25 protein-coding genes and 1 tRNA gene are annotated in these 26,000 nt (G+C 69.2%); 15 read left to right on the top strand and 11 right to left on the bottom strand.

The window, feature by feature from the left end; genetic code table 11:
- The first annotated feature begins 107 nt into the window (after positions 1-107).
- On the top strand, positions 108-1,952 hold the full coding sequence (locus G5C66_RS12660) for a bifunctional metallophosphatase/5'-nucleotidase (RefSeq protein WP_206444018.1): 1,845 nt from the start codon (positions 108-110) through the stop codon (positions 1,950-1,952).
- A 69-nt stretch (positions 1,953-2,021) separates the two neighbouring features.
- Here G5C66_RS12660 and G5C66_RS12655 read toward each other — a convergent pair whose 3' ends face one another.
- Both G5C66_RS12655 and G5C66_RS12650 read right to left on the bottom strand, forming a co-directional pair.
- On the bottom strand, positions 2,022-3,788 hold the full coding sequence (locus tag G5C66_RS12655; protein WP_165111320.1) for an ABC transporter ATP-binding protein: 1,767 nt from the start codon (positions 3,786-3,788) through the stop codon (positions 2,022-2,024).
- A gap of 9 nt (positions 3,789-3,797) precedes the next feature.
- Positions 3,798-4,499: a TetR/AcrR family transcriptional regulator gene (locus G5C66_RS12650; RefSeq protein WP_165111319.1), complete on the bottom strand. Its 702-nt coding sequence runs from the start codon at positions 4,497-4,499 to the stop codon at positions 3,798-3,800.
- Between the two features lie 146 nt (positions 4,500-4,645).
- Between G5C66_RS12650 and G5C66_RS12645 the strand changes: the two genes are divergently transcribed.
- The 4 genes from G5C66_RS12645 (at position 4,646) to G5C66_RS12630 (ending at position 6,554) form a co-directional block, all read left to right on the top strand.
- Entirely contained in the window at positions 4,646-5,512 is an 867-nt protein-coding gene (locus G5C66_RS12645) for a Scr1 family TA system antitoxin-like transcriptional regulator (RefSeq protein WP_165111318.1), read from the top strand.
- Between the two features lie 31 nt (positions 5,513-5,543).
- Positions 5,544-5,619: transfer RNA gene (locus G5C66_RS12640), tRNA-Lys, on the top strand.
- A gap of 358 nt (positions 5,620-5,977) precedes the next feature.
- Positions 5,978-6,181, top strand: a complete 204-nt coding sequence (locus G5C66_RS12635; RefSeq protein WP_008360626.1) for a cold-shock protein — start codon at positions 5,978-5,980, stop codon at positions 6,179-6,181.
- A gap of 226 nt (positions 6,182-6,407) precedes the next feature.
- On the top strand, positions 6,408-6,554 hold the full coding sequence (locus G5C66_RS12630; protein ID WP_165111317.1) for a hypothetical protein: 147 nt from the start codon (positions 6,408-6,410) through the stop codon (positions 6,552-6,554).
- Positions 6,555-6,558: 4 nt separating this feature from the next.
- On the opposite strand, the gene G5C66_RS12625 is transcribed toward G5C66_RS12630, so the two are convergent.
- A complete protein-coding gene (locus tag G5C66_RS12625; protein ID WP_165111316.1) occupies positions 6,559-7,692 on the bottom strand; it encodes a hypothetical protein in 1,134 nt (377 codons plus the stop codon).
- A 50-nt stretch (positions 7,693-7,742) separates the two neighbouring features.
- On the opposite strand from G5C66_RS12625, the gene G5C66_RS12620 reads away from it, so the two are divergent.
- From G5C66_RS12620 to pstB, 5 genes are all read left to right on the top strand, one after another.
- On the top strand, positions 7,743-8,609 hold the full coding sequence (locus G5C66_RS12620; protein WP_165111315.1) for an NUDIX hydrolase: 867 nt from the start codon (positions 7,743-7,745) through the stop codon (positions 8,607-8,609).
- 176 nt (positions 8,610-8,785) lie between these two features.
- A complete protein-coding gene (locus G5C66_RS12615; protein WP_338144157.1) occupies positions 8,786-9,883 on the top strand; it encodes a phosphate ABC transporter substrate-binding protein PstS in 1,098 nt (365 codons plus the stop codon).
- A gap of 100 nt (positions 9,884-9,983) precedes the next feature.
- Positions 9,984-10,940: a phosphate ABC transporter permease subunit PstC gene (gene pstC / locus G5C66_RS12610; protein ID WP_338144156.1), complete on the top strand. Its 957-nt coding sequence runs from the start codon at positions 9,984-9,986 to the stop codon at positions 10,938-10,940.
- The gene (gene pstA, locus G5C66_RS12605; protein WP_165111314.1) at positions 10,937-11,992 is read left to right on the top strand and encodes a phosphate ABC transporter permease PstA; all 1,056 of its coding nucleotides are present in this window, start codon (positions 10,937-10,939) and stop codon (positions 11,990-11,992) included. Before pstC ends, pstA begins: the two co-directional genes overlap by 4 nt.
- Before the next feature lie 9 nt (positions 11,993-12,001).
- Positions 12,002-12,775, top strand: coding sequence for a phosphate ABC transporter ATP-binding protein PstB (gene pstB / locus G5C66_RS12600; protein ID WP_165111313.1), 774 nt, complete (start codon positions 12,002-12,004; stop codon positions 12,773-12,775).
- A 92-nt stretch (positions 12,776-12,867) separates the two neighbouring features.
- On the opposite strand, the gene G5C66_RS12595 is transcribed toward pstB, so the two are convergent.
- The 3 genes from G5C66_RS12595 to G5C66_RS12585 form a co-directional block, all read right to left on the bottom strand.
- Positions 12,868-13,869, bottom strand: coding sequence for an inorganic phosphate transporter (locus tag G5C66_RS12595; RefSeq protein ID WP_165111312.1), 1,002 nt, complete (start codon positions 13,867-13,869; stop codon positions 12,868-12,870).
- Between the two features lie 9 nt (positions 13,870-13,878).
- A complete protein-coding gene (locus tag G5C66_RS12590; protein ID WP_165111311.1) occupies positions 13,879-14,496 on the bottom strand; it encodes a DUF47 family protein in 618 nt (205 codons plus the stop codon).
- A gap of 82 nt (positions 14,497-14,578) precedes the next feature.
- Positions 14,579-16,759 carry an RNA degradosome polyphosphate kinase gene (locus G5C66_RS12585; RefSeq protein WP_165111310.1) on the bottom strand — a complete coding sequence of 727 codons (2,181 nt, stop codon included), beginning with the start codon at positions 16,757-16,759 and terminating at the stop codon, positions 14,579-14,581.
- 122 nt (positions 16,760-16,881) lie between these two features.
- On the opposite strand from G5C66_RS12585, the gene G5C66_RS12580 reads away from it, so the two are divergent.
- On the top strand, positions 16,882-17,940 hold the full coding sequence (locus G5C66_RS12580) for an alpha/beta hydrolase (RefSeq protein ID WP_206444017.1): 1,059 nt from the start codon (positions 16,882-16,884) through the stop codon (positions 17,938-17,940).
- Between the two features lies 1 nt (position 17,941).
- Here the strand turns inward: G5C66_RS12580 and G5C66_RS12575 are convergent, their stop codons facing one another.
- Entirely contained in the window at positions 17,942-20,566 is a 2,625-nt protein-coding gene (locus tag G5C66_RS12575; protein WP_165111309.1) for a coiled-coil domain-containing protein, read from the bottom strand.
- Positions 20,567-20,671: 105 nt separating this feature from the next.
- Positions 20,672-21,031, bottom strand: a complete 360-nt coding sequence (locus tag G5C66_RS12570; RefSeq protein WP_165111308.1) for a DsrE family protein — start codon at positions 21,029-21,031, stop codon at positions 20,672-20,674.
- 60 nt (positions 21,032-21,091) lie between these two features.
- Between G5C66_RS12570 and G5C66_RS12565 the strand changes: the two genes are divergently transcribed.
- From G5C66_RS12565 to ygfZ, 3 genes are read left to right on the top strand one after another with little or no spacing between them, the layout of a single operon-like run.
- A complete protein-coding gene (locus tag G5C66_RS12565) occupies positions 21,092-21,595 on the top strand; it encodes a heme-binding beta-barrel domain-containing protein (RefSeq protein ID WP_165111307.1) in 504 nt (167 codons plus the stop codon).
- A gap of 8 nt (positions 21,596-21,603) precedes the next feature.
- The gene (locus G5C66_RS12560; protein WP_165111306.1) at positions 21,604-22,038 is read left to right on the top strand and encodes a Fur family transcriptional regulator; all 435 of its coding nucleotides are present in this window, start codon (positions 21,604-21,606) and stop codon (positions 22,036-22,038) included.
- Positions 22,035-22,988 (top strand): CAF17-like 4Fe-4S cluster assembly/insertion protein YgfZ, encoded by a 954-nt coding sequence (ygfZ, locus tag G5C66_RS12555; RefSeq protein ID WP_165111305.1) that lies wholly within the window; start codon positions 22,035-22,037, stop codon positions 22,986-22,988. Before G5C66_RS12560 ends, ygfZ begins: the two co-directional genes overlap by 4 nt.
- Positions 22,989-23,010: 22 nt before the next feature.
- On the opposite strand, the gene G5C66_RS12550 is transcribed toward ygfZ, so the two are convergent.
- Genes G5C66_RS12550 through G5C66_RS12540 form a run of 3 tightly spaced genes read right to left on the bottom strand, consistent with a single transcriptional unit; the run spans position 23,011 to position 25,558 of the window.
- Positions 23,011-23,973 carry an ADP-ribosylglycohydrolase family protein gene (locus tag G5C66_RS12550; protein WP_165111304.1) on the bottom strand — a complete coding sequence of 321 codons (963 nt, stop codon included), beginning with the start codon at positions 23,971-23,973 and terminating at the stop codon, positions 23,011-23,013.
- A 10-nt stretch (positions 23,974-23,983) separates the two neighbouring features.
- A complete protein-coding gene (gene mshD / locus G5C66_RS12545; protein WP_165111303.1) occupies positions 23,984-24,802 on the bottom strand; it encodes a mycothiol synthase in 819 nt (272 codons plus the stop codon).
- Between the two features lie 9 nt (positions 24,803-24,811).
- Positions 24,812-25,558: a response regulator transcription factor gene (locus G5C66_RS12540; RefSeq protein WP_165111302.1), complete on the bottom strand. Its 747-nt coding sequence runs from the start codon at positions 25,556-25,558 to the stop codon at positions 24,812-24,814.
- Between the two features lie 122 nt (positions 25,559-25,680).
- On the opposite strand from G5C66_RS12540, the gene G5C66_RS12535 reads away from it, so the two are divergent.
- On the top strand, positions 25,681-25,950 hold the full coding sequence (locus G5C66_RS12535; RefSeq protein WP_165111301.1) for a MoaD/ThiS family protein: 270 nt from the start codon (positions 25,681-25,683) through the stop codon (positions 25,948-25,950).
- Positions 25,951-26,000: the final 50 nt, after the last annotated feature.

Here is a 26,000-nt window from a genome sequence, read left to right as displayed (position 1 = left end):
TTAACGGTTGATGACGATTCGGCGGCGGTAATCCTGTTACCTCTTCACAATCAGAACCCGAAGGGGCATTGTTCCCTTCGTCTAACACTGAGATGGGGAGCCCCGCAATGCCTCGTAACACCCGAAAGCTTCGCCCCGCTGTGGCCGTTGCCGCCGTCGCGCTCGCGGCCGCCGCAGTCGCCACTCCGGTCGCGACCTCTGCCTCGGCGCAGCCCGACAGCGCCAGGAAGCACCTGGTCGACGTCCAGCTGCTCTCGTTCAACGACTTCCACGGCAATCTCGAGGCGCCGTCGGGTTCGAGCGGACGTCTGATCACCGGTCACCACATCGACCCGGCCACCGGCAAGCCGGTCGACGACACCGTCAACGTGGGCGGCGTGGAATACCTCGCCTCTCACCTGGCCGAGGCCCGCAAGGGTCACGACCGTTCCCTGACCGTGGCCGCGGGCGACCTGATCGGTGCCTCGCCGCTGCTCTCGGCCGCGTTCCACGACGAGCCCTCCATCGAGGCGCTCAACAAGCTCGGCCTGGACGTGACCGCGGTCGGCAACCACGAGTTCGACGAGGGCTACAAGGAGCTCCAGCGCATCGACGCCGGCGGCTGCATCGACGACGGCGACGGCAAGGACAACCAGAACTCCTGCGCCGCCCACGAATACCAGGGCGCCGACTTCGACATCCTCGCCTCCAACGTGATCGAGGACGCGAGCGGCAAGACGATCCTGCCGGCGTACTCCATCAAGGAGCTGGACGGCGTCAAGATCGGCTTCATCGGCATGACCCTCGAGGCCACCCCCGACATCGTCACCGCCGAGGGCGTCAAGGGCCTCACCTTCAAGGACGAGGTCGAGACCGCCAACGCGCTCGTGCCCGTCCTGAAGAAGAAGGGCGTCAAGGCGATCGTGACCCTCATCCACGAGGGCGCGAACCTGCCGAAGGAGAAGTGGACCGACCCGGCCACCGGCAAGGTCTACGAGGTCAACGCCAGGTACGACTACACCTGCGAGGGCGGCGGCGAGCTGGTCGCCGGTTCGCCGATCGTGCCGATCGCGCAGAACCTCCACCCCGAGATCGACATGGTGGTCACCGGCCACACCCACAACCCCTACGTCTGCGACGTGCCCGACCCCGACGGCAAGTCCCGTCTGATCACCTCGGCCTCGTCCTTCGGCCGGCTCTACACGGAGACCAACCTGAAGTACGACCTCAAGTCGCGCGACATCGTCCGCTCCTCGGTCAAGGGCTCCAACCTCCTCGTCACCCGGGACATCGCCAAGGCCCCCGAGCAGACCACGCTCATCAACACCTACAAGGAGCTGGTCAAGCCGATCGCCTCCCGGGTGCTCGGCTCGATCACGACCGACGTGAAGCGTGACCAGAGCCCCGCCGGGGAGTCCGCGCTCGGTGACCTGATCGCCGACGCCCAGCTCGCCGACCAGTCGACGGTGGTCGACGGCCAGGTGCCGGTGATCGCGTTCATGAACCCGGGTGGCATCCGGGCCGACCTGACCGCGGCCAACTCGCCCTACGGCGAGGCCGTCGGCGACGTCACCTACGACGAGGCGTTCACCGTCCAGCCGTTCAACAACTACCTGGTCTCGCTGACCATGACCGGCCAGGACATCTATGACCTGCTCACCCAGCAGGTCGCCGGCGCCAACGCCAGCTCCCACAAGATCCTGCAGGTCTCGAAGGGCTTCACCTACCAGATCAGCCCCTCGGGTCCGGTCGACGGCTCCGTCATGCTGAACGGTCAGCCGATCGACAAGGCCGCGTCCTACCGGGTCGTGACCAACAACTTCCTGCAGGGCGGCGGTGACGCCTTCGCGGCCTTCACCAAGGGCACCGACCCCTACTACGGCGGCCTCGACATCGACGCCTTCTCCGCCTACCTGGAGGCCAACTCGCCCTACACGCCGGGTCCGCTCGACCGCATCACCGGCACCCACTGAAAGAGCACTTCTTTCGTACGCAGCGGCCCCCGACCAGCATTGAGCCGGTCGGGGGCCGCTGTCGTGTCCTCAGCCCGCCTGGGACTCGTTGAGAGCGGCGTAGCGGCCGGCCCGGGCGACCAGGTCGTCGTGAGAGCCCTGCTCGACGATGCGGCCGTGCTCCAGCACGACGATCCGGTCGGCCTGCCGGATGGTGGACAGCCGGTGGGCGACGACGAGCGTCGTCCGGCCGCGCATGAGCCGGCCGAGGGCCTCCTTGACCAGGGTCTCCGACTCCGGGTCCAGCGCGCTGGTGGCCTCGTCGAGCAGCAGGATGCGTGGGTTGCGTACGAGCGCCCGGGAGATGGCGATCCGCTGCCGCTGCCCGCCCGACAGCCTGGCCCCGCGCTCGCCGACGACGGTGTCCCAGCCGTCGGGCAGCGCCTCGACGAAGTCGAGCGCGTTGGCGTCGCGCAGAGCGGCGCGGACGACGTCGTCGGGTGCGTCGGGGATCCCGTAGGTGACGTTGTCGCGGATGGTGCCCTCGAAGAGCACCGACTCCTGCGGGACCACCGAGACGTGCCGGCGCACGGTACGCAGGTCGAGCTCCTGGGCGTCGACCCCGTCGATCAGCAGCCGACCGGAGGTCGGCCGGACGAACCCGAGCACCAGGTTGAGCAGCGTCGACTTCCCGGACCCGGAGGAGCCGACGAAGGCCACGGTCTCGCCGGCCGGGATGGTCAGGTTCAGGTCGTGGAGGGCGTCGTCCTCGGCGTCGGGGTAGCGGTGGCGCACGTGGTCGAGGACCAGCTCGCCACGCACGGTGTCCACGCGTCGTCGGCCCTCGTTGTCCTCGAGGTCGGGCTCCTCCAGCACCTCCGCGACCGACCGCACCGACTCCATGCCGCGGGCGGCGACCGGGATGAGCATGAGCACCTGGGTCAGACCCTGGGTGAGCAGCGCGAAGTAGCTCGACAGCAGCACCACCTCGCCGGCGGTGATCGGCAGGAACCCGGTCAGCGAGACGACCGCGGCCAGGGCGAGGCAGGCGATGCCGAGCAGCTGCATCGACACCCAGGAGAGCGAGGCGACCCGGCCGTTGAGCATGTCGAGGTGCAGCCCGGCCCGACGTACGTCATCGGCTCCAGCCGCCAGCTTGGTGACCGCGGTCTGCTCGAGGCCATGGGCGCGGGTGATCGGGATGAGGGTGGCCATCTCGCCGACCCGCGCCGAGAAGCCCTCGACCTCGCGGCGGAAGTGTTCGTTGCGGTCACGGGAACCGCGGGAGGAGGCCCAGCGCATGCCGAGGGCGAGCGGGATCGCCAGCAGGTAGACCGGCAGGAACTCCGGGACCTTGACGGCGGTCATCGCCACCGCGCCGACGAGCACCATCGCCGAGGAGAGCAGGGGATGGGTGACCTGCTGGAGCATCACCTCGATGTTCTCGACGTCGCGCACGACCTTGGACTGCACCACCGACGAGCTCGCTCGCGAGTGGTAGCCGATCGAGAGGCTCTGCAGCCGGGCGGCGAGCGCGTTGCGCAACAGCGCTCCGGTGTCGCGCACGACCGTCATGAACTGGTGGGTGTAGACGAGGTGGTGGGGGAAGTTCTGCAGCAGCAGGAGAGCGCCCAGCGCGAACCAGAGCAGCACGTCGCGCACGCTGCCACCCGTGGCCACGATGTCGATCACGGCAGCAGTGATCACGGGCAGGAACCACAGCGGGATCTCCTTGACCGCGAAGGCCCCGACCGCCAGGGCCATCCGTCCCGGACGCCGGGCGAGGATGCGCAGGATCGAGCGGGCGGGACGGGAGCTGTCGATGCGCACGGCTGCGGAAAGCGCTTTCTCTGACATGGCTCAATGCTAATGGTGGTCAGCGGCCGTCGACAGTCGGTCGACGATGGTGGCCGCGGCTGAGGCCGCCGTGACGATGCGGCTGTCGGGGATCCCGCAGGCGCGAAGGCAGGTCGAGGCGATGGCATCGGCGGTCTCCGCATCGATGGTCACGCCGATGCTGCGAAGCGTGGTGGTGACCTCGACCAGATGGATGAGCATCTCGCCGAGGTGGCGCGGCTCGGCGGTGTGGGTGGCCGCGGGCACCGCGGCCCGCGCGGCGAGCCGTCCGTAGGCGTCGGCGAGCTCTGCGCGGGTGCTCCGGAAGGCATCGAACGCCTCGCTGCTGGTCACGTCGGGATGGGTGGCCAGCAGCCCGATGTTGTCCGGCGCCTCGGCGAGAGTGTGGACGTCGACGAGCGCGAGCGCGTAGAGCGCGGTCTCGGGGCTCTCGGACGGGGCGAGCTGCTCGATCCGCTCGATGCGGTCGACCGTGGGCCGTACGGATCGCTCCAGGAGCTCGGCGAGGATCTCGTCCTTGCCGGTGAAGTGGTAGTAGAGCGAGGCCTGTCGGATCCCGACCTCGTCGGCGATCTCCCGGGTCGAGGTGGCTGCGAAGCCTTGGGTGACGAACAGCTGTGCCGCGGCATGGAGGATCTGCTCCCGCGGCGGGGAGGTGGCATCGGAGGGGATCAGGCGTGGTCGCCCTGGTTGGGTCCGTCGGATGCTCATCGCGGCACTGCCTTCCTGTCGGCGTCGACCCCGAACACATTGGAGCATAATATTTCGATCTTGCCAAGCATGATGAGCATCTGGACGTACGCTATGCCCATCGGGCAGGATGGGTCCCTGACGAGCCCGTTGAAGGAGGATGCGCCGTGCCTCGCCCCGACCGTCGAGCCCGTGAAGCGCTCACCGATGCTCTCCGCGATGCCCGCCGCGCCGCCGGCCTGACCGGGGCCGGACTGGCGGACGCCCTGGGTTCGGGCTGGTCGCAGCCGAAGGTGTCGAAGATCGAGTCGGGTCGACAGGCCGTCTCCGAGGCCGAGGTCCGTGCCTGGGCGGCAGCCGTGGGGGCCGACAAGGAGATGCTGCTCGCGCTGCGGGCCCGTGCCGACCAGGAGCAGGCGGCATTCCGCGACGCCCGTCCGGCCGACGGAGCCGCCGAGCAGCATCAGGAGGCCTACGCCGCTGCAGAGGGTGCCGCGAAGCTCCTGGCCAGTTTCCAGCCCCACAGCGTCCCCGACCTGCTGCAGACCCCCGACTACGCCCGCGCGCTGCTCGCCCTGGCGGGTGCTTCGCGTGATGACGCGGACCAAGCAGAGATCTCCGCGGTCGTCGCCGCGCGGCTGCGGCGCTCGGCGATCCTCTATGAGGAAGGCCGGTCGATCACCCTCCTGGTCGGCGAGGCGGCCCTTCACCACCTGGTGGGTTCGCCCGACATCATGCGCGCTCAGATCGACCACATCGCCCGGCTCGCGACCACGACCCAGGCGACCATCGGGATCGTCCCCTTGGAGAGCTTCCCGGTCCTGGTCCAGCACGGCTGGGACCAGCGCGACCGGATCGTCACCGTCGAGACCAGCGTCGGCGACCTCGAGATCGCCGACCCGGTCGAGGTCGCCCGCTACGAACGCTGGACACAGCTCCTGCTGGAGCATGCGCTGACGGGTGCGGACGCGGCCGAGCGGTGCGCCCGGATCATCAGCGAGCGACGGAGCCCGTCGCGGGACATCCACGAATAGGCCACGGCCGCTGCTCCGGTAGACTCCCGGCGGGCCGTTAGCTCAGTTGGTAGAGCAGTGGACTTTTAATCCATGGGTCGTCGGTTCGAGACCGACACGGCCTACCAGGACAGACCCTCGCCCGGACCTCGGGCGGGGGTCTTCGAATGTCCGGATACCGGTCGCGACGCACCCCGGAGAGCGCCGGTTTCATGGCTCTGTTGCACAACCTTCACCCCTTCGCGCGTAAAACGATCGGCGAAGGGGGGTTCGCACCGGCTCACGAGTTGCTAGTGTCACTCCCGCAACAGGGTGCAAGTTCCAGAAGGTCTGACGCCTGCGGAGTTTGTGATCCAACGGCGTTTCTGCTCTGTGCTCGCCCGGGCCTCGGTTCGGGAACACAGGTCGGAGCGACGTGTCACCCGCCCCTGATGCGGGGCTACCGAACCTGGTGGCCTCTCGCCCCGACTAAGGAGTAACGAGCAGATGGCTCAGGGCACCGTTAAGTGGTTCAACGCCGAGAAGGGTTTCGGCTTCATCGCGCAGGAGGACGGCGGCGACGACGTCTTCGTGCACTACTCGGCGATCCAGACGCAGGGCTACAAGACCCTGGACGAGAACCAGAAGGTCGAGTTCGACGTCACCCAGGGCCCGAAGGGTCCGCAGGCGGAGAACGTTCGTCCTCTCTGATCAGCAAGACGATCTCGGGTTCGGCGTGAGCCGACACTGATCATCTGCAACGAGGCCCCAGCCTGTGGCTGGGGCCTCGTGGTCTGATTGGAGCCCTCTCAGGCTTCTGTGTCACGCTTGATGTGACAACTTTTGGTGGTTCTTGGTGGATCAGCGCGCAGATCCACCAAGACTGGGCGATGATGTGAAGACGAGCTTTTCCAGGTGGCGTGAGGAGGCGGCGAGCGTGGCTGACCAGTTCGATGTGACGTTGGAAGACCCCGAACTGCTCCTCGAGGTCGAGCTCACCACCAACCTCATCGTCGCCGCGAGCGAGTCCGAGGATCACCTCTCCCAGGAGGAGATCGACCGCATCCTGGGGATCATCCCGTAGGTCCTCAGCAGGTCGCGAAGAGCAGCGGCCCGTTCGCCAGGTCGGAGAGCACGGCCGAACCGTCCTTCGGTTTCAGCTGCATGGTGACGACCTCGTCCTCGGCGGCGACCTTCCCGAGCTCGAACCGCTCCTCGAACGTGCCGCCCTGACCCGGTGCCGGCCCGACGGCGAGCTTGGCGCGGGTGTCGGCGTTCGTACGCGCCTGGTCGTCGTCCTCGAACGACATCGCGACCCGTACGTCACCGTTCCGCTCGGCCGCCATCGCGAAGCCCGCGATCGGGTTGATGTCGCCGGCGGCGTCGACGAGCCCGTCCGCCTGGTCCTGATCTGCGGCCGACGCGCCGCCCAGACCGATCTCGGTGCAGGTGAAGTCGCCGTCGTAGACGAACGCCGACAGCGGGTTGTCGAGACGGTCGGCCGCGGCCGTCATCGGCTCGTGCAGGTCACCGTCGCCGAGGCTCTCGACCTGGTCGCTGAGGTAGCGCCGGCCGTCCGAGGCCAGGATGAGGTCGTGCTCGGGCAGGAAGGCGATGTAGGTGACCTGCGGGGTGATCGTGGAGTCGATGCCCGAGTCGGTGAACGTGGAGAACGGGACCAGGGTGCCGTCCCAGACGCCGCCGTCGGCGGGATCGTCCTCCGGAGCGGCGAAACCCATCGAGGTGAGCTGGTCGACCAGATGGTCGGCGTCCATGTCCTCGAGGTGTCCGATCATCAGCGCGCCCTCGGTCGACTGGGTGTAGAGCTCCCAGTCGAGCGTCGCCGGCGACCAGCCGAAGTGCTGCTGCAGCAGGCCCGAGGCGTCGGGAAGCACCGAGGTCGAGGTGAGGTCCTTCGTGTAGGCCTCGTCGATCATCTCGTGGACCTCCGCCGGGGTGGAGTCGGCATCGAGGTCGGCACCCACGCTCTCGCGGATGGCGGCCCAGTCGGTGAACGAGACCCGGGTCGCCTCGGCGGGAGCCAGCCGCAGCGCCTCGTCCAGGTCGCTCCCGCGGGTCGCCCACGCCCGGGCCAGGAAGATGACGAGCGCGACGACGACAACGCCCACCGCGATGGTCAACAGGGGGTGGGCGCGTACGACTCGGGACGAACGACCGGCCCACATCCGGGGCCGGTCGAGAAGCTGGGGGGTGCGGAGCATCCCGACGAACCTTAGACGAACCGCTGGCCCGTACGACATACCCTGTGCCCATGCCCGAGATCCCGGCCGCCGGCGTAGTGGTTTTTCGCGAGCACCATGACCTGCCCGAGGTGGCGTTGGTCCACAGACCCAAGTACGACGACTGGTCCTTCCCCAAGGGGAAGGTCGATCCCGGCGAGCCGGTGCCGGTCGCCGCGATCCGCGAGGTGCGCGAGGAGACCGGCCTGCGGGTCGCCCTCGGTCGCCCGCTCCGGCAGCAGCGCTACCCGGTCGAGGCGGGGCAGAAGGTGGTCCACTACTGGGTGGGCCGCATCGCGTCCGGGGCCGACGACGACGTGGACAGCTACCAGATCAACGACGAGATCGACGACGTCGAGTGGATGTCGGTGGAGAAGGCGCGCGACCGCCTCACCTACCCCCACGACCGGGAGACGTTGCAGCAGGCCGAGGACGTATGCCACCCCACCACGCCCCTCGTGATCCTCCGCCACGCCTCGGCCGTCGGCCGCTCGACCTGGTCCCGGGACGACCGGGAGCGGCCGCTCGACGACACCGGCCGCGCCCAGGCGGTCACGTTGGCCGGTGTGCTGATGGCCTACGACATCCGCCGGGTGATCACCTCGACGAGCGCCCGCTGCACGCAGTCGGTCGCGCCGTACGCCGGGCTCGCCGGCGTCGCGTCTGAGCAGATGAGACTGCTGAGCGAGGAGGGTGCGGACGGAGGTAGCGTGTCGGCCCTGGCTGCGGACCTCCTGCGTGACCTGGCGGTCCCGACGGTGATCTGCACGCACCGACCGGTGCTGCCGTGGGTCTTCGGTGGCTTGGGTGTGCGCGACCCGAAGCTGGAGAAGGGCGAGCTGATGGTGCTGCACGTGCAGGCAGGTGAAGTGCGGGCTGTTGAGGCATTTCAGGTCTAACAGAGGCTTGAGGCCTGCCTGTTCATCTCCTGTGCCCGGAACTGACACTGATTTGCCACCGACTTTGTGTCCCTCGTTAAGCCTGCGTTCACCTTCACCGAGTTTCCCGTCCACCTCCGGTCCCTACCGTCATCGCGACAACTCCGAATCGACTGCATCATCATCAGGAGACTTGCGTGAACACCACCTCGCTGCGCCGGGCACTTGTCCCGGGCATCACCGCTGCAGCCCTTGCTCTCGCGATCAGCGCCTGCGGCGCTGGCAACGAGCCGAAGGGTGACGGCGGCGAAGAAGGCACCCTCTCGGGCACCATCAAGGGTGGCGGCGCTACCTCGCAGGAGAAGGGCCAGGCGGCCTGGGTCGCCGGCATCCAGGACGCGAACCCGGACCTCAGTGTCGTCTACGAGCCGGTCGGTTCCGGCTCCGGCCGTGAGGGCTTCATCTCCGGCGGTTACCTCTTCGCGGGCACCGACTCCGCGCTCAACGACGACGAGGGCGAGCTGACCGGCGCGAAGGAGAAGTGCGGCGGCGACCCGATCCAGGTCCCCGCGTACGTCTCGCCGATCGCTGTCGTCTTCAACGTCGAGGGCGTGGACGAGCTCAACCTCGACGCCAAGACGCTGACCGGCATCTTCTCCGGCAAGATCACCAAGTGGAACGACCCGGCCATCGCTGCGACCAACCCGGACGCCACGCTGCCGGACTCCGCGATCACCCCGGTCCACCGTGCCGACGACTCCGGCACCCAGGAGAACTTCACCGAGTACCTCGCCGCCGCCGGTGGCTGGGCCGAGGAGCCCTCGGGTGAGTGGCCCGCCTCCATCAAGGGCGGCGAGGGCGGCGACGGCACCTCCGGTGTCGTGACCGCCATGCAGGGCTCCGGCTACATCGGCTTCGTCGACGCTTCCGCCGCGGCGGAGAACGACCTCACCACCGCCAAGATCAAGGTCGGCGAGGAGTTCGTCGAGCCGTCCGCCGAGGCGGCCGCGAAGATCCTGGGCGCCTCGAAGCCGGCTGGCCTGAACGACAACGACATGGCCGTGGAGCTGGCTCGCGACACCACCGAGGCCGGCGTCTACCCGGTCGTGCTGGTCTCCTACCTGCTGGCCTGCCCGACCTACGAGAACGCCGAGGACGCGGCCAACGTGAAGGGCTACCTGGAGTACGTCCTCTCCGAGGAGGGCCAGGAGGTCTCCGCCGAGGAGGCCGGCACCGCGCCGCTCGACCGCGAGACCGCCGACAAGGCGCTCGAGCTCGTCGGTGCGATCAAGTAAGTGCCGACCAGTCTGACGTGATCGCCGTTCGGGCGGTGGCTACGGCCGCCGCCCGTACGGCTGTCTTGAGAACCGAAACAAGAAAGTCGAGGAATGCCTTGTGACTGTCGCCGCTGACCCCGGCGCCGACCCTGGCGTTGACCCGAAGTCGGAGCTGTCCGGCCGTGGCTCGGTGGGTGATGTCGTCTTCCGAGGCCTTGCCGTCACCGCCGCGTCGCTGATCCTGGTGGCGCTGGCAGCCGTCTTCATCTTCCTGGGGATCGAGGGCATCCCGGGCTTCAACGTGGATGAGCAGCACTACGCCGGCCAGGGCTCGTTCATGGGCCTGGTGGTGCCGCTGCTGTTCGCCACCATGTACGCGGCCGTCCTGGCCCTGATCATCGCGGTGCCGTTCTCCGTGGCGATCGCCCTGTTCATCAGCCACTACGCGCCGCGTCGGATCGCGGTCCCGGTGGCGTACGTCATCGATCTGCTCGCCGCCGTGCCGTCGGTCGTCTTCGGCCTGTGGGGCGCGGTCGCGCTCGGCCCCTATCTGGTGCCGGCCCACGCCTGGCTCGCGAAGAACCTCGCCTGGCTGCCGTTCTTCGACGGCCAGCCCTCCGGCAACGGCCGTACGCTGTTCACCGCCTCGATCGTGCTGGCCGTGATGATCCTGCCGATCATCACCTCGATCTGCCGCGAGGTCTTCGCGCAGACGCCGCGACTGCACGAGGAGGCGGCGCTGGCGCTCGGCGCCACCCGCTGGGAGATGATCCGCTACGCGGTCTTCCCCTACGCCCGCTCCGGCATGGTCTCCGCGGTCATGCTCGGCCTGGGCCGGGCGCTCGGCGAGACCATGGCGATCGCGATGATCGCCTCGCCGAAGGTCCTCATCTCGCTGTTCATCGTCGGCACCAACAACCCGCAGACCATCGCGGCACACATCGCCCAGGGCTACAAGGAGAGCACGCCCGACCGGCTGTCGGTGCTGATCGCGACCGGCCTCGTGCTGTTCGCCTTCACCTTCCTGGTCAACGCGCTCGCCCGCTGGATCGTCGCCCGAGGGAGGGCCAAGTGAGCAACACCGAGCTCTCGAACGAAGAGACCAAGCTGTCCCACGCCACGCTCCCGCGCGGCGCCCAGTGGCTGGTCGGCATCGCCGCGATCGCTCTCGGCGGCCTGGCGCTGGTGCTCGGCGTGAGCATCGTCGGTGCCGTCGTCATCGGCGTGCTCGCGTTCCTCATCGGCTACCCGGTCTGGGCGCTGCTGGTGGAGAACAAGCGCTCGGCGACCGACAAGCTCGTCACCGGGCTCGTGTGGACGGCCTTCGGGGTCGCGGTCATCCCGCTGATCTGGCTGGTCTACATGGTCTTCGCCCGCGGTGCCGCCACCATCAACCCGGAGTTCCTGACCTACTCGATGCGCTCGGTCACGGGCGACGAGCAGGGCGGTCTCTACCACGCGCTGATGGGCACCCTGATCGTCACCGGCATCGCCGCGCTGATCTCGATCCCGATCGGCATCATGACCGCGATCTACCTGATCGAGTACGGCAAGGGCAACCGCCTCGCCAAGGCGATCACCTTCCTGGTCGACGTCATGACCGGCATCCCGTCGATCGTCGCGGGTCTGTTCGCGTTCGCGCTCTTCACCCTGCTCGTCGGGCCGGGCACGCGCTTCGGCTTCGGCGGCGGTGTCGCGCTCTCGCTGCTGATGATCCCGACCGTCGTCCGCTCGACCGAGGAGATGCTCAAGCTGGTCCCCGACGACCTGCGGGAGGCGGCGTACGCCCTCGGTGTGCCGAAGTGGCGCACCATCACCCGGATGGTGCTCCCGACCGCGATCGGCGGCATCGTCACCGGTGTCGTGCTCGCCATCTCGCGCGTGATCGGCGAGACCGCTCCGCTGCTGGTCGCCTCGGGGTTCAACCCGAACATGAACACCAGCGCATTCGACGACAGCCCGATGATGACCGTGCCGGTCTTCATCTACACCCAGCTGTCCGAGGCCACGCAGAAGGGTGTCGAGTACGCCTGGGGTGGAGCACTGGTGCTCTTCATCCTCGTCATGGTCCTCAACCTCATCGCCCGTATCGTCGGCACGATCTTCGCCCCCAAGACCGGGCGCTAGGAGAAACACATGTCCATTCAAGTCAAGGACGCCAGCATCTTCTACGGCGACTTCAAGGCCGTCGAGGACGTCTCCATGTCCATCAAGCCGAAGTCGGTGACGGCCTTCATCGGCCCGTCCGGCTGCGGCAAGTCGACCTTCCTGCGCACCCTCAACCGGATGCACGAGGTCATCCCCGGCGCGTACGTCGAGGGCAAGATCCAGATCGCCGGCCAGGACATCTACGGTCCGAACGTCGACCCGGTGGCCGTGCGCCGCAAGGTCGGCATGGTGTTCCAGCGGCCCAACCCGTTCCCGACGATGTCGATCTACGACAACGTGCTCGCCGGCAACAAGCTCAACTCCAAGCGGATCAAGAAGCCCGAGGCCGACGCGATCGTGGAGAAGGCGTTGCGCGGCGCGAACCTGTGGAACGAGGTCAAGGACCGTCTCGGCAAGCCCGGCATGGGCCTCTCGGGCGGTCAGCAGCAGCGGCTCTGCATCGCTCGCGCGATCGCGGTCCAGCCCGAGGTGCTGCTCATGGACGAGCCGTGCTCGGCGCTCGACCCGATCTCGACCGCCGCGATCGAGGACCTCATCCACGAGCTGAAGTCCGACTACACGATCGTGATCGTCACCCACAACATGCAGCAGGCCGCCCGTGTCTCCGACGACACCGGCTTCTTCAACCTGAAGGCCGCCGGCCAGCCGGGTCACCTGGTGGAGTTCAACCCCACCAAGCAGATGTTCACCAACCCGGACAACCCGGACACCGAGGCGTACATCTCGGGTCGCTTCGGGTAAACCGGATCACAACGCCGAGTCGGCGCATCCGACCCCTCTCGCTCGCTTCGCTTCGCGAGACACGGGGTCAGATGCGCCGACTCGGCTTGGTTCTACGGGAGCTGGAAGACGAAGTGGCAGAGCAGGTAGGTCAGCGCTGCGACGCCGCCGGCGGCGGGGAAGGTGAAGACCCAGGCCGCGAGGATCGACTTCGCGACACCCCAGCGGACCGCGGAGAACCGCTTGGTCGCGCCGACACCCATGATCGCCGAGGTGATCGTGTGGGTGGTCGAGATCGGAGCCTCCCAGACGTACGCCGTGGTGTAGAGCACCGAGGCGGCGACCGACTCGGCGGCGAAGCCGCGAGACGGGTCCAGGTGGATGATGCGACGGCCGAGGGTGCGCATGATGCGCCAGCCACCGGACATGGTGCCGAGCGAGATCGCCGTGGCGGCCGCGGCGATGACCCAGAACGGGAGACCGTCACCCTCGGAGAGGAAACCGCCGGTGACCAGGGCGAGGAAGATGACGCCCATCGTCTTCTGGGCGTCCTGGAGCCCGTGACCGAGCGCCATGGCGGCCGCCGAGATCGTCTGCGCGATCCGGAAGCCCTTCTGCGCCTTGTGCGGGTTGGCGCGCCGGAAGATCCACATGATCGCGAGCATCACGCCGAAGCCGAGGCCGAAGGCGACGAAGGGGGAGACGAACATCGGGATGACGACCTTCTCCAGCACCGTCCACCAGTTGACGAACGCGCCGGCGGCGATCGCCGAACCGGCCAGGCCGCCGATGAGCGCGTGCGACGAGGAGGAGGGCAGGCCGAAGTACCAGGTGATCATGTTCCAGGCGATGGCGCCGAGCAGGCCGGCCATCACGACGGTCAGACCATGTGCACCCGATGGTGGGGTGATGGTGTCGGAGACGGTGTGGGCGACCTTCTGGCCCAGGAAGGCGCCGACGAAGTTCATCACCGCTGCGAGCAGGAGGGCGATGCGCGGCGTGAGCGCGCGCGTGGACACGGAGGTCGCGATGGCGTTGGCGGCGTCGTGGAAGCCGTTGGTGTAGTCGAAGACCAGGGCGACGACGACCACCGCGATGACAATGGCGAGTTCCATTGAGCAGGCTCAGGATTCCTTGACGGCGATCTGCTCGACGGTGTTCGCGACCTTCTCGAATCCGTCGATCGCGTCCTCGAGGGACTCGACGATGTCCTTCAGCTTGAGGACCTCGAGTGCGTCGTACTCACCGGAGAAGAGCTTGGCGAGGATGCGGCGGTGGTTCTTGTCGCCCTGGTTCTCGAGACGGTTGATCTCGATCCAGTACTCCGAGAGCTCCTTCATCGAGCGCAGGTTGGGCATCGCGGAGGCGGTCAGCTCGGCGCAGCGCTGGAGCACGGTCACCTGGTCGGAGAGCTCCGGCGGCAGGATGTTGACGCCGTAGACGTAGATCTGGTCGACGACCTCGTCCATCGAGTCCATCACGTCGTCGAGACCGGAGCCGAGAGCGTAGATGTCCTCGCGGTCGAACGGCGTGACGAAGGTGGAGTTGACCTTCTTGATCAGCTCGTGGGTGGTCTCGTCGGCGGCATGCTCCGCGTCGCGCATGCGCTGGGCGACGTCCTCACGGTCGGCATTGTCGCTGAGCATCTCGGCGAGCAGCGAGACGCCGCCGACGAGGTGGTTGGCGGACTCGGTGAACAGGTCGTAGAACGACGTGTCGACCGGGCGGATTCGGAAACGCACGGGGGGCTCCTGGCTGGATGAGGCAGACCTGCGGGCTCATGTTAGGCGAGTCCGCTTGACACGACGAAAGCCAGGGGCGTGTTCAGCCCGCCGAGGCGCGCCTGCGCTGACGCTGTCGTGTGATCAACATCGCCTGGAGATGGTCGGGAGCGTGGTTGCGGGTCCACGTCCCGTCGGAACCGAGGATCCAGCAGTCCGTCGACGGTTCGAATGCCAGGTCGAACAGTGCGCCGACCTCGGCCACGAGCTCCGGGGTGGGGAGACGTACGAGGGCCTCGACCCGGCGGTCGAGGTTGCGGTGCATCATGTCGGCCGAGCCGATCCAGGCGCTCGGCTCACCGCCGTTCTCGAACCAGAAGATCCGGGAGTGCTCGAGGAAGCGGCCCAGGATCGAGCGGACCTCGATGTTGTCGCTGAGCCCGGGCACCCCCGGGCGGAGGGCGCAGATGCCGCGGACGAAGATCTGCACCGGTACACCCGCCTGCGAGGCGAGGTAGAGCGCGTCGATGATCGCCTCGTCGACCACGGAGTTGGCCTTGAGCCGGATCCGCGCGGGGTTGCCGGCCAGGTGATGGGCGATCTCGTTGTGGATCTGCTCGATCAGCCCGCTGCGTACGTTGCCGGGCGCGACCAGGAGCTGCCCGTACGTCGCCTCCCGGCTCCAGCCGGAGAGGTTGTTGAACAGGTGGGCGACGTCCTCGCCGATGTCCTCGTTGGTGGTGATCAGTCCCATGTCCTCGTAGATGCGGGAGGTCTTGGGGTTGTAGTTGCCGGTGCCGATGTGGGTGTAGCGGCGGATGGTGCCGTCGGGCTCCTCGCGCACCACCATCGCCAGCTTGCAGTGGGTCTTCAGGCCGACCAGGCCGTAGACGACGTGGCAGCCGGCCTGCTCGAGCTTGCGCGCCCAGCGGATGTTGGCCACCTCGTCGAACCGCGCCTTGATCTCGACCAGCACCAGCACCTGCTTGCCCGCCTCGGCGGCGTCGATCAGGGCGTCGATGATGGGGGAGTCGCCGGAGGTGCGGTAGAGGGTCTGCTTGATCGCCAGCACCCGCGGGTCCGCCGCCGCCTGCTCGATGAAGCGCTGCACGCTGGTCGCGAACGAGTCGTAGGGGTGCTGGAGGAGTACGTCTCCACGCCGCGCCGCCTTGAAGACGTCGACCGGCGCGGCGCTCTCGACCGGCGCCAGGGCCGGGTGGGTCGTCGGCACGAAGGCCGGGTACTTCAGCTGCTCGCGGTCGATGTCGGCGATGCCGTGCAGGCCGCGCAGGTCGAGCGGACCGGGCAGCCGGAAGACCTCCTTGTCGGAGATGCCGAGCTCGGAGACCAGCAGGTCGAGCGTCGAGGCGGTCATCGACTCCTGCACCTCGAGGCGTACGGGAGGGCCGAAGCGCCGCCTGAGCAGCTCCTTCTCCAGCGCGGTGAGAAGGTTCTCGGCGTCGTCCTCCTCGACCTCGAGATCCTCGTTGCGGGTCACCCGGAAGGTGTGCACCTCGATGATCTCCATGCCCGGGAAGAGCTTGTGCAGCCGCTCCCGCATGACCTCCTCGAGGGGCACGAAGCGGTCGTCGCCCAGCGGCACGAAGCGCGTGAAGATCGGCGGCACCTTCACCCGGGCGAAGTGCTTCTTCTTCGTCTTCGGGTCCCGCAGCCGGACGGCGAGGTTGAGCGAGAGGCCGGAGATGTAGGGGAACGGGTGGGCCGGGTCGACCGCCAGCGGGGTGAGCACCGGGTAGACCCGCTCCTTGAACAGCTTCTTGCAGGCCTTGACCTCCTCCGGGGTGAGATCCTCCCAGTGCAGCAGCTGGATGCCCTGGTCCAGCAGCGCCGGCTTGACCTGGTCGCGGAAGACCTGGGCGTGGCGCTCGGAGAGCTCCCGCGTCTTCTTCCAGATCAGCTCCAGGACCTCGCGCGGCATCAGCCCGGACGCCGCTCTGACCGCCACCCCTGCCGCGATCCTTCTCTTGAGCCCGGCGACGCGGACCATGAAGAACTCGTCCAGGTTGGAGGTGAAGATCGCCAGGAAACGTACGCGCTCCAGCAGCGGCAGCGTGTCGTCCTCTGCCAGCTCCAGCACCCGCTCGTTGAACCGCAGCCAGGACAGCTCCCGGTCGAGGAACCGGTCCTCGTACTTCTCGACCTCGGCCAGCGCCTCGTGGTCGGGGATGTATTCGGGCTCGACGTCGAACGGCTGGTCGGGCACCGCGGTCAGGCTCACGGTGTCCTCGGCCGAGCGGGTGGGGGCCTGCGGGTCGAGACTCATGGGGCCAGTGTTACTCATCTGCGTGTCCGGACGGGAGACACGATCCGAAATCTGGCCGCCGACGAGGTCGCCTGGTGAACTACCTGTTACACGATGTCCCGGTAACGGGGTAGTTTTGGCGCATGTCGATTCTTGAGCGTGCGTCGTCCGTGATCGATCCGCTGGTGGCGCCGGTGGTGACCCCGATCAAGGGGCTGGCCTTCGCAGGGGCGTTGAACCTGCCGGCCGCGCTGCAGCGCCGGCTCGTCGGCAAGCCGGTGACGTACGACGGGCAGACGCTCGCGGTCGATACGCAGCTCATGCTCGCGCTGATGAAGGTGTCGGGGGAGCCGGACCCGTCGACGCTCCCTATCCCGAAGGGGCGGGTGGCGCTGCTGCGGCAGTCGCAGCTCGGCGGCGGACGCCAGGAGATCGGGTCGGTCCGTGAGCTCTGGGTCGCCGGGCTGAAGGCGCGGCTCTACGTCCCGGAGGGTGCCTCGGGCAACGCGCCGCTGCTCGTCTTCCTGCACGGCGGCGGCTTCATCTTCGGCGACCTCGACTCCCACGATGCTCCCTGCCGGCTGCTGGCCAGCGAGTCGGGGGTCAAGATCCTCTCGGTCGACTATCGGCTGGCGCCGGAGTCGCCGTTCCCGGCGGCGTACGACGACTCGGTCGCGGCCTTCCGATGGGCGGTCGAGCATGCGGCCGAGCTCGGTGCGGACCCGGCCCGGATCGGGGTCGGCGGCGACTCCGCGGGCGGCAACCTGGCGGCCGGCGTCGCGCTCGCGGTCGGTGAGGCCTGCGCGTTCCAGCTGCTCATCTACCCGGTGACGCAGTCGGAGGCGGCCACTCGCAGCCGTGAGGACCTGAGCGAGGGCTTCTACCTGACCGCCGACTTCATCGCCGCGGCCACCAGCAACTACCTGCCCGAGGGCACCGACCGCCGCGACCCGCGCCACGCCCCGCTGCACGCGGAGATCCCGACGAGCGGGGTCGCCCCGGCGTACGTCGCGACCGCAGGTTTCGACCCGCTGCGCGACGAGGGCGAGGCGTACGCCGCCAAGCTCGAGGAGGCCGGGGTCAAGGTCGCCCACAAGCGCTTCGCCGACCAGATCCACGGGTTCCTGAACGTGGTCGGCGCCGGGCGTACGTCACGCGCTGCCGTGCTCGAGATCGCGCAGGTCCTGCGCGACAACCTCTGACTCAGCCGGCCATGTCAGGCCGCCAGCGGAGAACCTCCCGCTGGAACGCCTCGGGGTCGACCATCGACCTGTCGACCTGGACCGCGCCGGCCTCGTCCGTGTTGAACTCGACGACCCACTCCTCGGCAGCCGGCTCACCCTTGATGGTGATGTCGGTGTGGGTGTCGTAGAGGTCGTAGGTGTGGGTCTGCTCGTTCTTGCGTACGTCGAGCACACCCTCCTCGGTGACCGTGACGGTGCTCTCGGTCATGAGCGAGCCGTCCTCGGGCTTGAAGGTGCGGACGGTGAGCTTCTTGGCGGGGGCCGGCTCGCTCTCGGACTCGGCGGCAGGCGCGTCGTCGGCGGGCTTGGCGGGCTCGGGCACGGAGTCGGCGCCGGGGATCTTGGCGCCGGGGAACTTGCCGGACTCGGCGAGCTTGACCGCAGCCAGCCAGCCGCTCGAGCGCTGGGGGAGCGAGTCGCTCGGGGTGTCGGGCAGATCCGTCGGGTCCGAGAGCGCGTCCTTGGCCGGCGCCGAGCTCTTGGGACCCTGTTTCTTGCCAGCAGGCCGCTCGGGCAGGTTCACAGGCGCGGTCGGGGGACCAGCCGTGGGCGGGGCCGGTGAGGCGACCGGCGCGGGCGCCTCCTGGCTCTCGGCCGGCTTGAGCGGCTCGACCACCAGCGGCTCGGCGGGCGCGTCCGGGATGGGGAGGCTCGCCTCCGGTGGGGTGGGCGTCGCAGCGAGGGTGAGCTCGAGAGCCTGCATCGCACGCTTGTTGGTGCTGCCGCCCTTGACCGCGAGCATGACGGCCTCGCGCAGGTCGGCGAGCTGCTTGGCGAGCTGGGCGCTGCGGCGCTCGGCGATCTGCCGGTCCACGATGGCCTGCTCGACCAGCTGGGTGTTGTGCAGGATCGAGGCCTCCACGGCCTGACGGTCGATCGCCTTCTGGCCGGCGACCTCCTCGGCCTCGGCCCGCAGGCGGACGGCCTCGGCGGCCTGCTCCTGGACCTCGGCGAGACGGTTCATCATCTCCGTCATCCGGCGCTCGGCCTCTTCGCGCTCGCGCGCCTGCGCGGTGATGACCTCGGTCATCGACTCGTGGGCGGTACGCAGCGCGGCCTCCGCCGCGCGACGACCCTCGTTGGCCTCGGTCGCAGCGCGCTCCGCGGCGCGCCGGCCCTCCAGCGCCTGAACGGCGAGGTCGGCGTGCTCGGAGGCGCGCTGGTCGGCCGCGATCCGGGCGAGGTTGGCGGCCTCGGCCGCCTGCTCGGCCTGCGAGGCGAGCTCGGTGAGCTGCCGGTAACGTTCCTCGTTCTCGTTGGCCTCGTGCGCGGCGGCAGCAGCGAACTCGGCGTACTGCTTCGCGCTCTTCTCGGCCTCGAGGCGGGCGTCGTTGGCCGCATCGGCGGCCTTGAAGGCGCGCAGCGCGGCCTCCTCCGCCTCCGTGCGGGCGGCGAGCGCCTCGGCAGCCACGGCGTACTGGTCGGCGGCCGCGGCCTCGGCGGCTGCCCGGGTCATCGCGTGGTCCTCGGCGTTGGCGTCGGCGGCCTTGCGCTCCTCGTAGGCCTCCTTGGCCGCTTCCTCGGCCTTGGCACGCGCGGTCGCCGCCTCCTCGGCGGCGGCGTAGGCGGCCTCTGCCGCCTCCTCGGCGGCCTTGCGAGCCTGCTCGGCCTGCTCGGCCTGGGTCGCCATCGCGACCGCGGACTCCTCGGCCGTGATGCGTGCGGCGGCTGCCTTCTCGGCCTCGGCCGCGCGGTCGTTGGCGGCCTGCTCGGCGGCCTGGCGCGCGGTGAAGGCCGCCAGTGCCTCGTCGGCCCGGCCGGCTGCGGCCGCGTCGGCCTCCTCACGCAACCGTGCGAGCTCCTCGGAGCGGGCGTCGGCCGCGGTGCGAGCGGTGTAGGCGGCCTCGGCGGCGGCCTCGGCCTCGCTGCGTGCCTCGTAGGCCGCACGCGCCTCGTCGGCGGCCTTGCGGGCAGCCTTCTCGGCTGCCGCCAGCGCGTCGCGGAGCTCGTCCATCTCCTCGAGGCGGTCCTCGGCAGCAGCCTCGGCGACGCTGCGGGCGGCGTAGGCGGCCTTGGCCAGCTCGGCGTGCTCGGCGGCCTTCTGGTGGGCCTCGGCGGCGGAGGCGGCCGCGGCGGCGGCCTCCTCGGCCCTGATCCGGGCGGCCTCCTCGGCCTCGGCGCGGGCACGGGTCTGCTCCTCGGCGGCCTGGGACGCCTCCAGGTGGCGGCGCTGGGCCTCCTCCAGCTCCTTGGCCCTCGCGACCGCGGCCTCTTCGGCCTCGGCGCGCTCCTTGGCGCGGGTGTCGGCGAGCTTCTCGGCCTCGACGCGGGCGCGGGCGTACTCTTCCGCGGCCTTCTCGGCGGCCTCGCGGGCCTGGTGGGCGTCGGCGGCCAGCTCGGCGTGGAGCTTGGCGGTCTCGTCGGCCTTCGCGCGGGCGGCGGCGTGCTTGGCAGCGGACTCCTCTGCCACCAGGCGCTCGGCTGCCTGCTCGGCGGCCGCCTGCTCGGCGGAGATGCGAAGCGACTCGGCTGCTGCGGCCGCGCGGGCCAGCTCCGCAGCGCGCGCCGTCAGGTCCTCGTCGTCACCCGGCTGGGCGGCCGAATCCCGGCTCCACCACTTGCCACTGGGGGTCTGCGTGCTCACGAGGGTGAATGCTAACGGCGAAGTAGGCAGCGTGTGGAGTCTCCGAGAGGATTAACAAGCCTGCTACCTGGAACTACATGAATGTAGTTCGAAGGGGTGCCGACGTCAGTAGACGAGCGCCTGCACACCGTCGCGCAGGATCTCCTCGGTGAACACCACCGCGCCCTTGATCGTGATGCCCTTGATCAGGTCGTCCTCGGTCAGGTCGCGCCGCGATGCGCACTGGCTGCACACGGTCACCTCACCGGACTCGATGATCAGCGCGATCAGGTCCTGGAGCGGCGCCGCGTTCTCCAGCGTGAACTCCTCCGCGCGCCCGGGCACCGCGAACCACGTCGCCTCGCCCGTGAGCCACAGCGACACCTTGGCACCGGCGGTCGCGGCCGCCGAGGCGACCGTGAAGGCCTGGTTCGTACGCTCGGGCGCCTCGGCGCCGACGGTCACCTTCACCACGAGTTCTTGCATGCCGAGCACATTAGCGCCTGCGTTTCGGGTCGTAGGCGACGTACGGCCTAAACTCGGCGTGTGGCTTTCGAACTTCCGGAGAACCTTCACCCCGACGCCGGTCCCTGCGCGTGGATGCTCGGCACCTGGCAGGGCAACGGGCACGGTGACTATCCGACGATCGACAAGTTCGAGTTCGGGCAGGAGCTGATCTTCACCCACGACGGCCGCCCGTTCTTCCACTACTTCGCGCGCTCCTGGATCATCGACCCGGAAACGGGCGAGAAGGTGCGCGACGCCGCGCTCGAGACCGGCTTCCTCCGCTTCCGCCCCGAGGGCGAGGTCGAGTGGGTCATGACGCACAGCACCGGCATCGTCGAGGTGTGGTACGGCAAGGCCGAGGGCGGCAAGCTCGACGTCACCACCGACGCGGTCGGACGCACCGAGACCGCCAAGGAATACACCGCCGGCAAGCGGCTCTACGGCAACGTCGAGGGCGACCTGCTCTACGCCTTCGACATGGCGGCGATGGGTCAGGCGCTGCAGCCGCACCTGTGGGCGCGGCTCAAGCGAGTCACCAAGTAGTAGGTGCGATGACCGAGGCCGCTGAGGACTGGCGAGAGGCCCTTCGGGCGAAGGGCTATCGCCTCACGCCCCAGCGCGAGCTGGTCCTCGGTGCCGTCGAGCGGCTGCGCCACGCCACCCCGGAGGAGGTGCTCGCGGTCGTGCGCGAGTCGTCCTCCGCGATCAACCTCTCCACCGTCTATCGCAACCTCGAGGTGCTCGAGGAGCTCGGCCTGGTGCGGCACGCACACTTGGGCGAGCGGGCCTCGACCTACCACTCGGTCTCAGGTCGTCCGCATTTTCATGCGGTGTGCAGGAAGTGTCAGAAGGTCACCAGCGTTGACCCCTCAGTGGCCGACGGAATCTGCGAGCGGCTGCGTGAGGAGTACGCCTTCGAGGTGGATGTCGCTCATCTGACCGTCTTCGGGGCGTGCGTGGAGTGTTCATCCGAGGAGCCATCTTGACCAGTCCGTTGTTGTCCCTGCCCGGTGCGGTTGCTGGTGACGGTGCGGATGCCGCCGTCGCCGCCCACTACGGCTCGTTCAATCTGGAGCAGCGCACGCTGGCCTCCGGTGAGGGCTTCGTGGACCTCTCCCACCGTGACGTGCTGCGGATCGCCGGGCCCGACCGGCTGACCTGGCTCCACTCGCTGACGTCGCAGGCCTTCGAGGGTCTGGCCCCGGGTGCCTGGACCTCCGCCCTGATCCTGTCCCCGCAAGGACATGTCGAGCACTTCTTCTCCGGCGTCGACGACGGGTCCAGTTTTCTGGCGTGGACCGAGCCCGGCGCGGGTGAGGCTCTGGTCGGCTACCTGGAGCGGATGAAGTTCTGGTCCGACGTGACGGTGACGCTCGAGCCGTCGCAGGCCTCCGTCTGGCGTCCCTCCCAGGGCTACTCGTTCGTCCCGCGCGAGTCCTTGGAGACGTACGCCGCTGCCGCGGGCCCCGCCTGCGGGTTCTGGGCCTTCGAGGCTCTCCGGATCGAGCGCGGCGAGCCGCGTTTCGGCGTGGACACCGACGCGCGAACCATCCCCAACGAGGTCGGCTGGGTGCCGGGTGCCGCGGATGTGGTCGGCCCGGAGTACGCCGTCCACCTCGACAAGGGCTGCTACCGCGGCCAGGAGACCGTCGCCCGCGTCCACACGCTGGGCCGTCCGCCGCGTCGCCTCGTCCTGCTCCACCTCGACGGCTCCGAGAACCGGCTGCCGGCCGCAGGGTCGGAGCTGGTCTTCGGCGAGAAGACGGTCGGTTTCCTCGGCTCGTCCGCTCGGCACCACGAGCTCGGCCCGATCGCGTTGGGGCTGGTCAAGCGCAACGTACCGGTGGATGCTCAGCTCGTCGTCGACGGCATGCCGGTCGCGCAGGAGGTCCTCGTCGACCCCGAGATCGGTCTGCACATCCGCCCGCTCCGCTGACCGGCTCCGGGTCGGTCACCCGTCAGGAGCGGCGCGCCGCGACGGCGTCGAGCGCGAGGGTGGCGAGCAGGTCGCCGCGGATGCCGGGGTAGCCGTGGCTGAGGGCGCGCCACTCGGAGGGGACGGCGGAGGCGCCCCAGCGGGCGCCGAGGAGACCGCCGGCGATGGCGGCGACGGTGTCGGTGTCGTTGCCGATCCGGATGGCGGTGTTGAGCGCCTCGACGTAGTGGTCGGGCCCGGTGGCCGGGGTCTGGGCGATGGCTGACCATGCGGCCTGCAGGGCGGTGACGACCCAGCCGTTGGGGTTGAAGGTGCCCGGCGGCTCGGTCTCCGCCTCGTCGAGCTTCTCGGCCCAGAAGGCCGCCTCGGCGGGGGAGAGGAGGGGGAGGCCGGAGCGTGCGTCGAGCTCGCCGTGCATCACCGCGTGCTCGATCCCCAGCGACCACAGCGCGCAGCCGGACTGCGCGTGCTCGTCCCAGTGGGTGAGGGCGCTCACCGCCGCGGCGGCCTCGGCGACGGCCGGGCGGTCGCCCAGATAGGGGAGCGCGACCGGGGCGGTACGCATCAGGGAGCCGTTGCCGCCGGTGTGACCGGTCGTCTCGTGCAGCTTCTCCGAGACCTGCCGCAGGTCGGCAGCGGTCGGCGCGGGGCCGGCCATGTTGAGCACCTGCGCGGTCTGGTTGCCGATGTCCTTCGGATCCGACTCGGCCCACGTCCGGAAGTTGCGGCCGACCGCGGTCAGCCCCTCCTCGGTGCGCAGGTCGAGCCCGCCGGCCGCGGCGTCGAGGATGCACCACGCCATCGTCGTGTCGTCGGTCCACTCTCCGGGCGCGAACGGGCCGAGCCCGCCGCCGAGCATCTGTGCCTTCTCGTCGGCGCCCAGCCGAGGTCGGTCGAACTCGTAGTGAGCCCCGAGCGCGTCCGCGACAGCGGTCCCGACGATGGCCCCGACGGCCCGGTCGTTCTGGGATTGGGTCAGCTCCACGCGCCCGACCCTATCCGCGGGTGTACTGGACGTGGGTGTCCGCCGCGGCCCGGGTGAAACCGAGCCCCTCGTAGAGACGTACGGCCGGGGTGTTGTCGCCCTCGACGTAGAGGTGGATCCGCTCGACACCGGCGGCGGCCAGATGGTCCAGCCCGAGGAGGGTGACCAGCTTGCCGAGGCCACGGCCCTGGGCTGCGGGATCGACGCCGACGACATAGACCTCGCCCTCGGTCTCGCTGTGGCGCTTGGTCCAGTGGAACGCGAGCAGCTTCTCGCCCTCCCACGCCGTGACCAGCCCCGATGCGTCGAACCAGGGCTCCGACATCCGCTCTCGCAGACCGGCCTCGTCGAGCGATCCCTGCTCGGGGTGGTGCGCGAAGGCGGCGGCGTTGACCCGGAGCAGCTCGGCCTCGTCACCGGGCTCGAAGCCGCGCACGACGACCCCTTCCGGGGCCTCGGGTGCAGCCGGCAGGCCGGCGGCGGGGCGCCGCATCACCCACAGCTCACGCGTACGCTCCCACCCCTGCTTCGCGGCCAGGCGCGCGGCGGCCGGGTTGTCCCCGTGGGACCAGGCGGTGGTGCCCGGCTCCAGCGCCGGCGCCCGGAGCAGCAGCTGGCGTCCTAGCCCCACGCCGCGGTGCTGGGTCAGCACCACGATCGACAGCTCGGTGCCGATCAACAGCCCGAAGCCGCGTACGTCACCCCAGATCGTGGCGTCCTCCGGACGGTTACGCAGCGTCAGCAGGGTCGCCTCGTCGAGCGGCGCCACCCCGTCGTACGCCTCGGTCGCCTTCGCGATGTCCAGGACCTGCTCGACGCTGAGTGCCATGGGAGCAGCCTAGGCGTCGGCCCCCAGGCGAGGAGACGGGGCCAGCCGCGCGCCGTCGGCAGCGGCCTCGTTGTTCTTCGCGGGCAGCACGAAGCGGTAGCCGACGTTGCGGACGGTGCCGATGAGGGTCTCGTTCTCGGGGCCGAGCTTGGCGCGGAGGCGACGTACGTGGACGTCGACGGTGCGGGTGCCACCGAAGTAGTCGTAGCCCCACACCTCCTGCAGCAGCTGCTGGCGGGAGAAGACGCGGCCCGGGTGCTGGGCGAGGAACTTCAGGAGCTCGAACTCCTTGAAGGTCAGGTCGAGCGGGCGGCCGCCGATCTTGGCGGTGTAGGTGGCGTCGTCGACGACGACCTCGCCGGAGCGGATGACGTGGGCCTCGGGGTCGGAGGCCTCGCGGGCCGCCGAGTTGCGGCCGATCGCGAGCTTGATCCGGGCCTCGAGCTCGGCCGGACCGCAGGTGTGCAGCACGACGTCGTCCATGCCCCAGTCGTGGGAGACGACCGCGAGGCCACCCTCGGTGGCGATCAGCAGCACCGGGATGTCGGTGCCGGTCGTACGGATCAGACGACACAGGTCGCGGGCCTGGGCGAGGTCCTGCCGACCGTCCACCATCAGCAGGTCGGAGTCGGGAGCCTCGAGAAGCGCGCTACCTTCAGCAGGAAGGATCTTCACCTGGTGGCCGAGGAGCGAGAGCCCGGGAAGGACCTCTGCCGAAGGCTGGAGCGAACTGGTCAACAACAGAAGCGAGCTCATGAGGGGTGCCTCTCGGTCAGAGAAAGAGGAGCACCGAAACGCAACATTGAGCCTCGGTGAGGTGATCGTTGGACCATATTAACGAAACCTCGCGGTGACATAGGAAGGTTGTCCACGAGAAAGTGACGAACGTTATAGAGGTCCGCTACTGGGCCGCAGCCAAGTCGGCAGCCGGCACCGTGTCGGACCGGTTCGAGGTCGACGGTCCGCTGACGCTGGCGGAAGTCGTACGCCGCGCCGCCGCCCTGCACGCCGACACCCGTCTCCCCGAGGTGCTGAAGGTCTGCTCGGTGCTCATCGGCGACCGTCCGGCAGGTACGGGCGACCCCGGTGGGATCGAGGTCCCACCGGGGTCGACGGTTGAGTTCCTCCCGCCGTTCGCGGGGGGCTAGGCCGTGTCTCCCAAAGACACGGCGGCCGCGAGCGGCGTTTCGGGCCGATC

It is taken from the genome of Nocardioides turkmenicus, from assembly GCF_011045035.1.
Lineage (GTDB): Bacteria > Actinomycetota > Actinomycetes > Propionibacteriales > Nocardioidaceae > Nocardioides > Nocardioides turkmenicus.
This window is presented reverse-complemented; position numbering and strand designations above follow the sequence as displayed.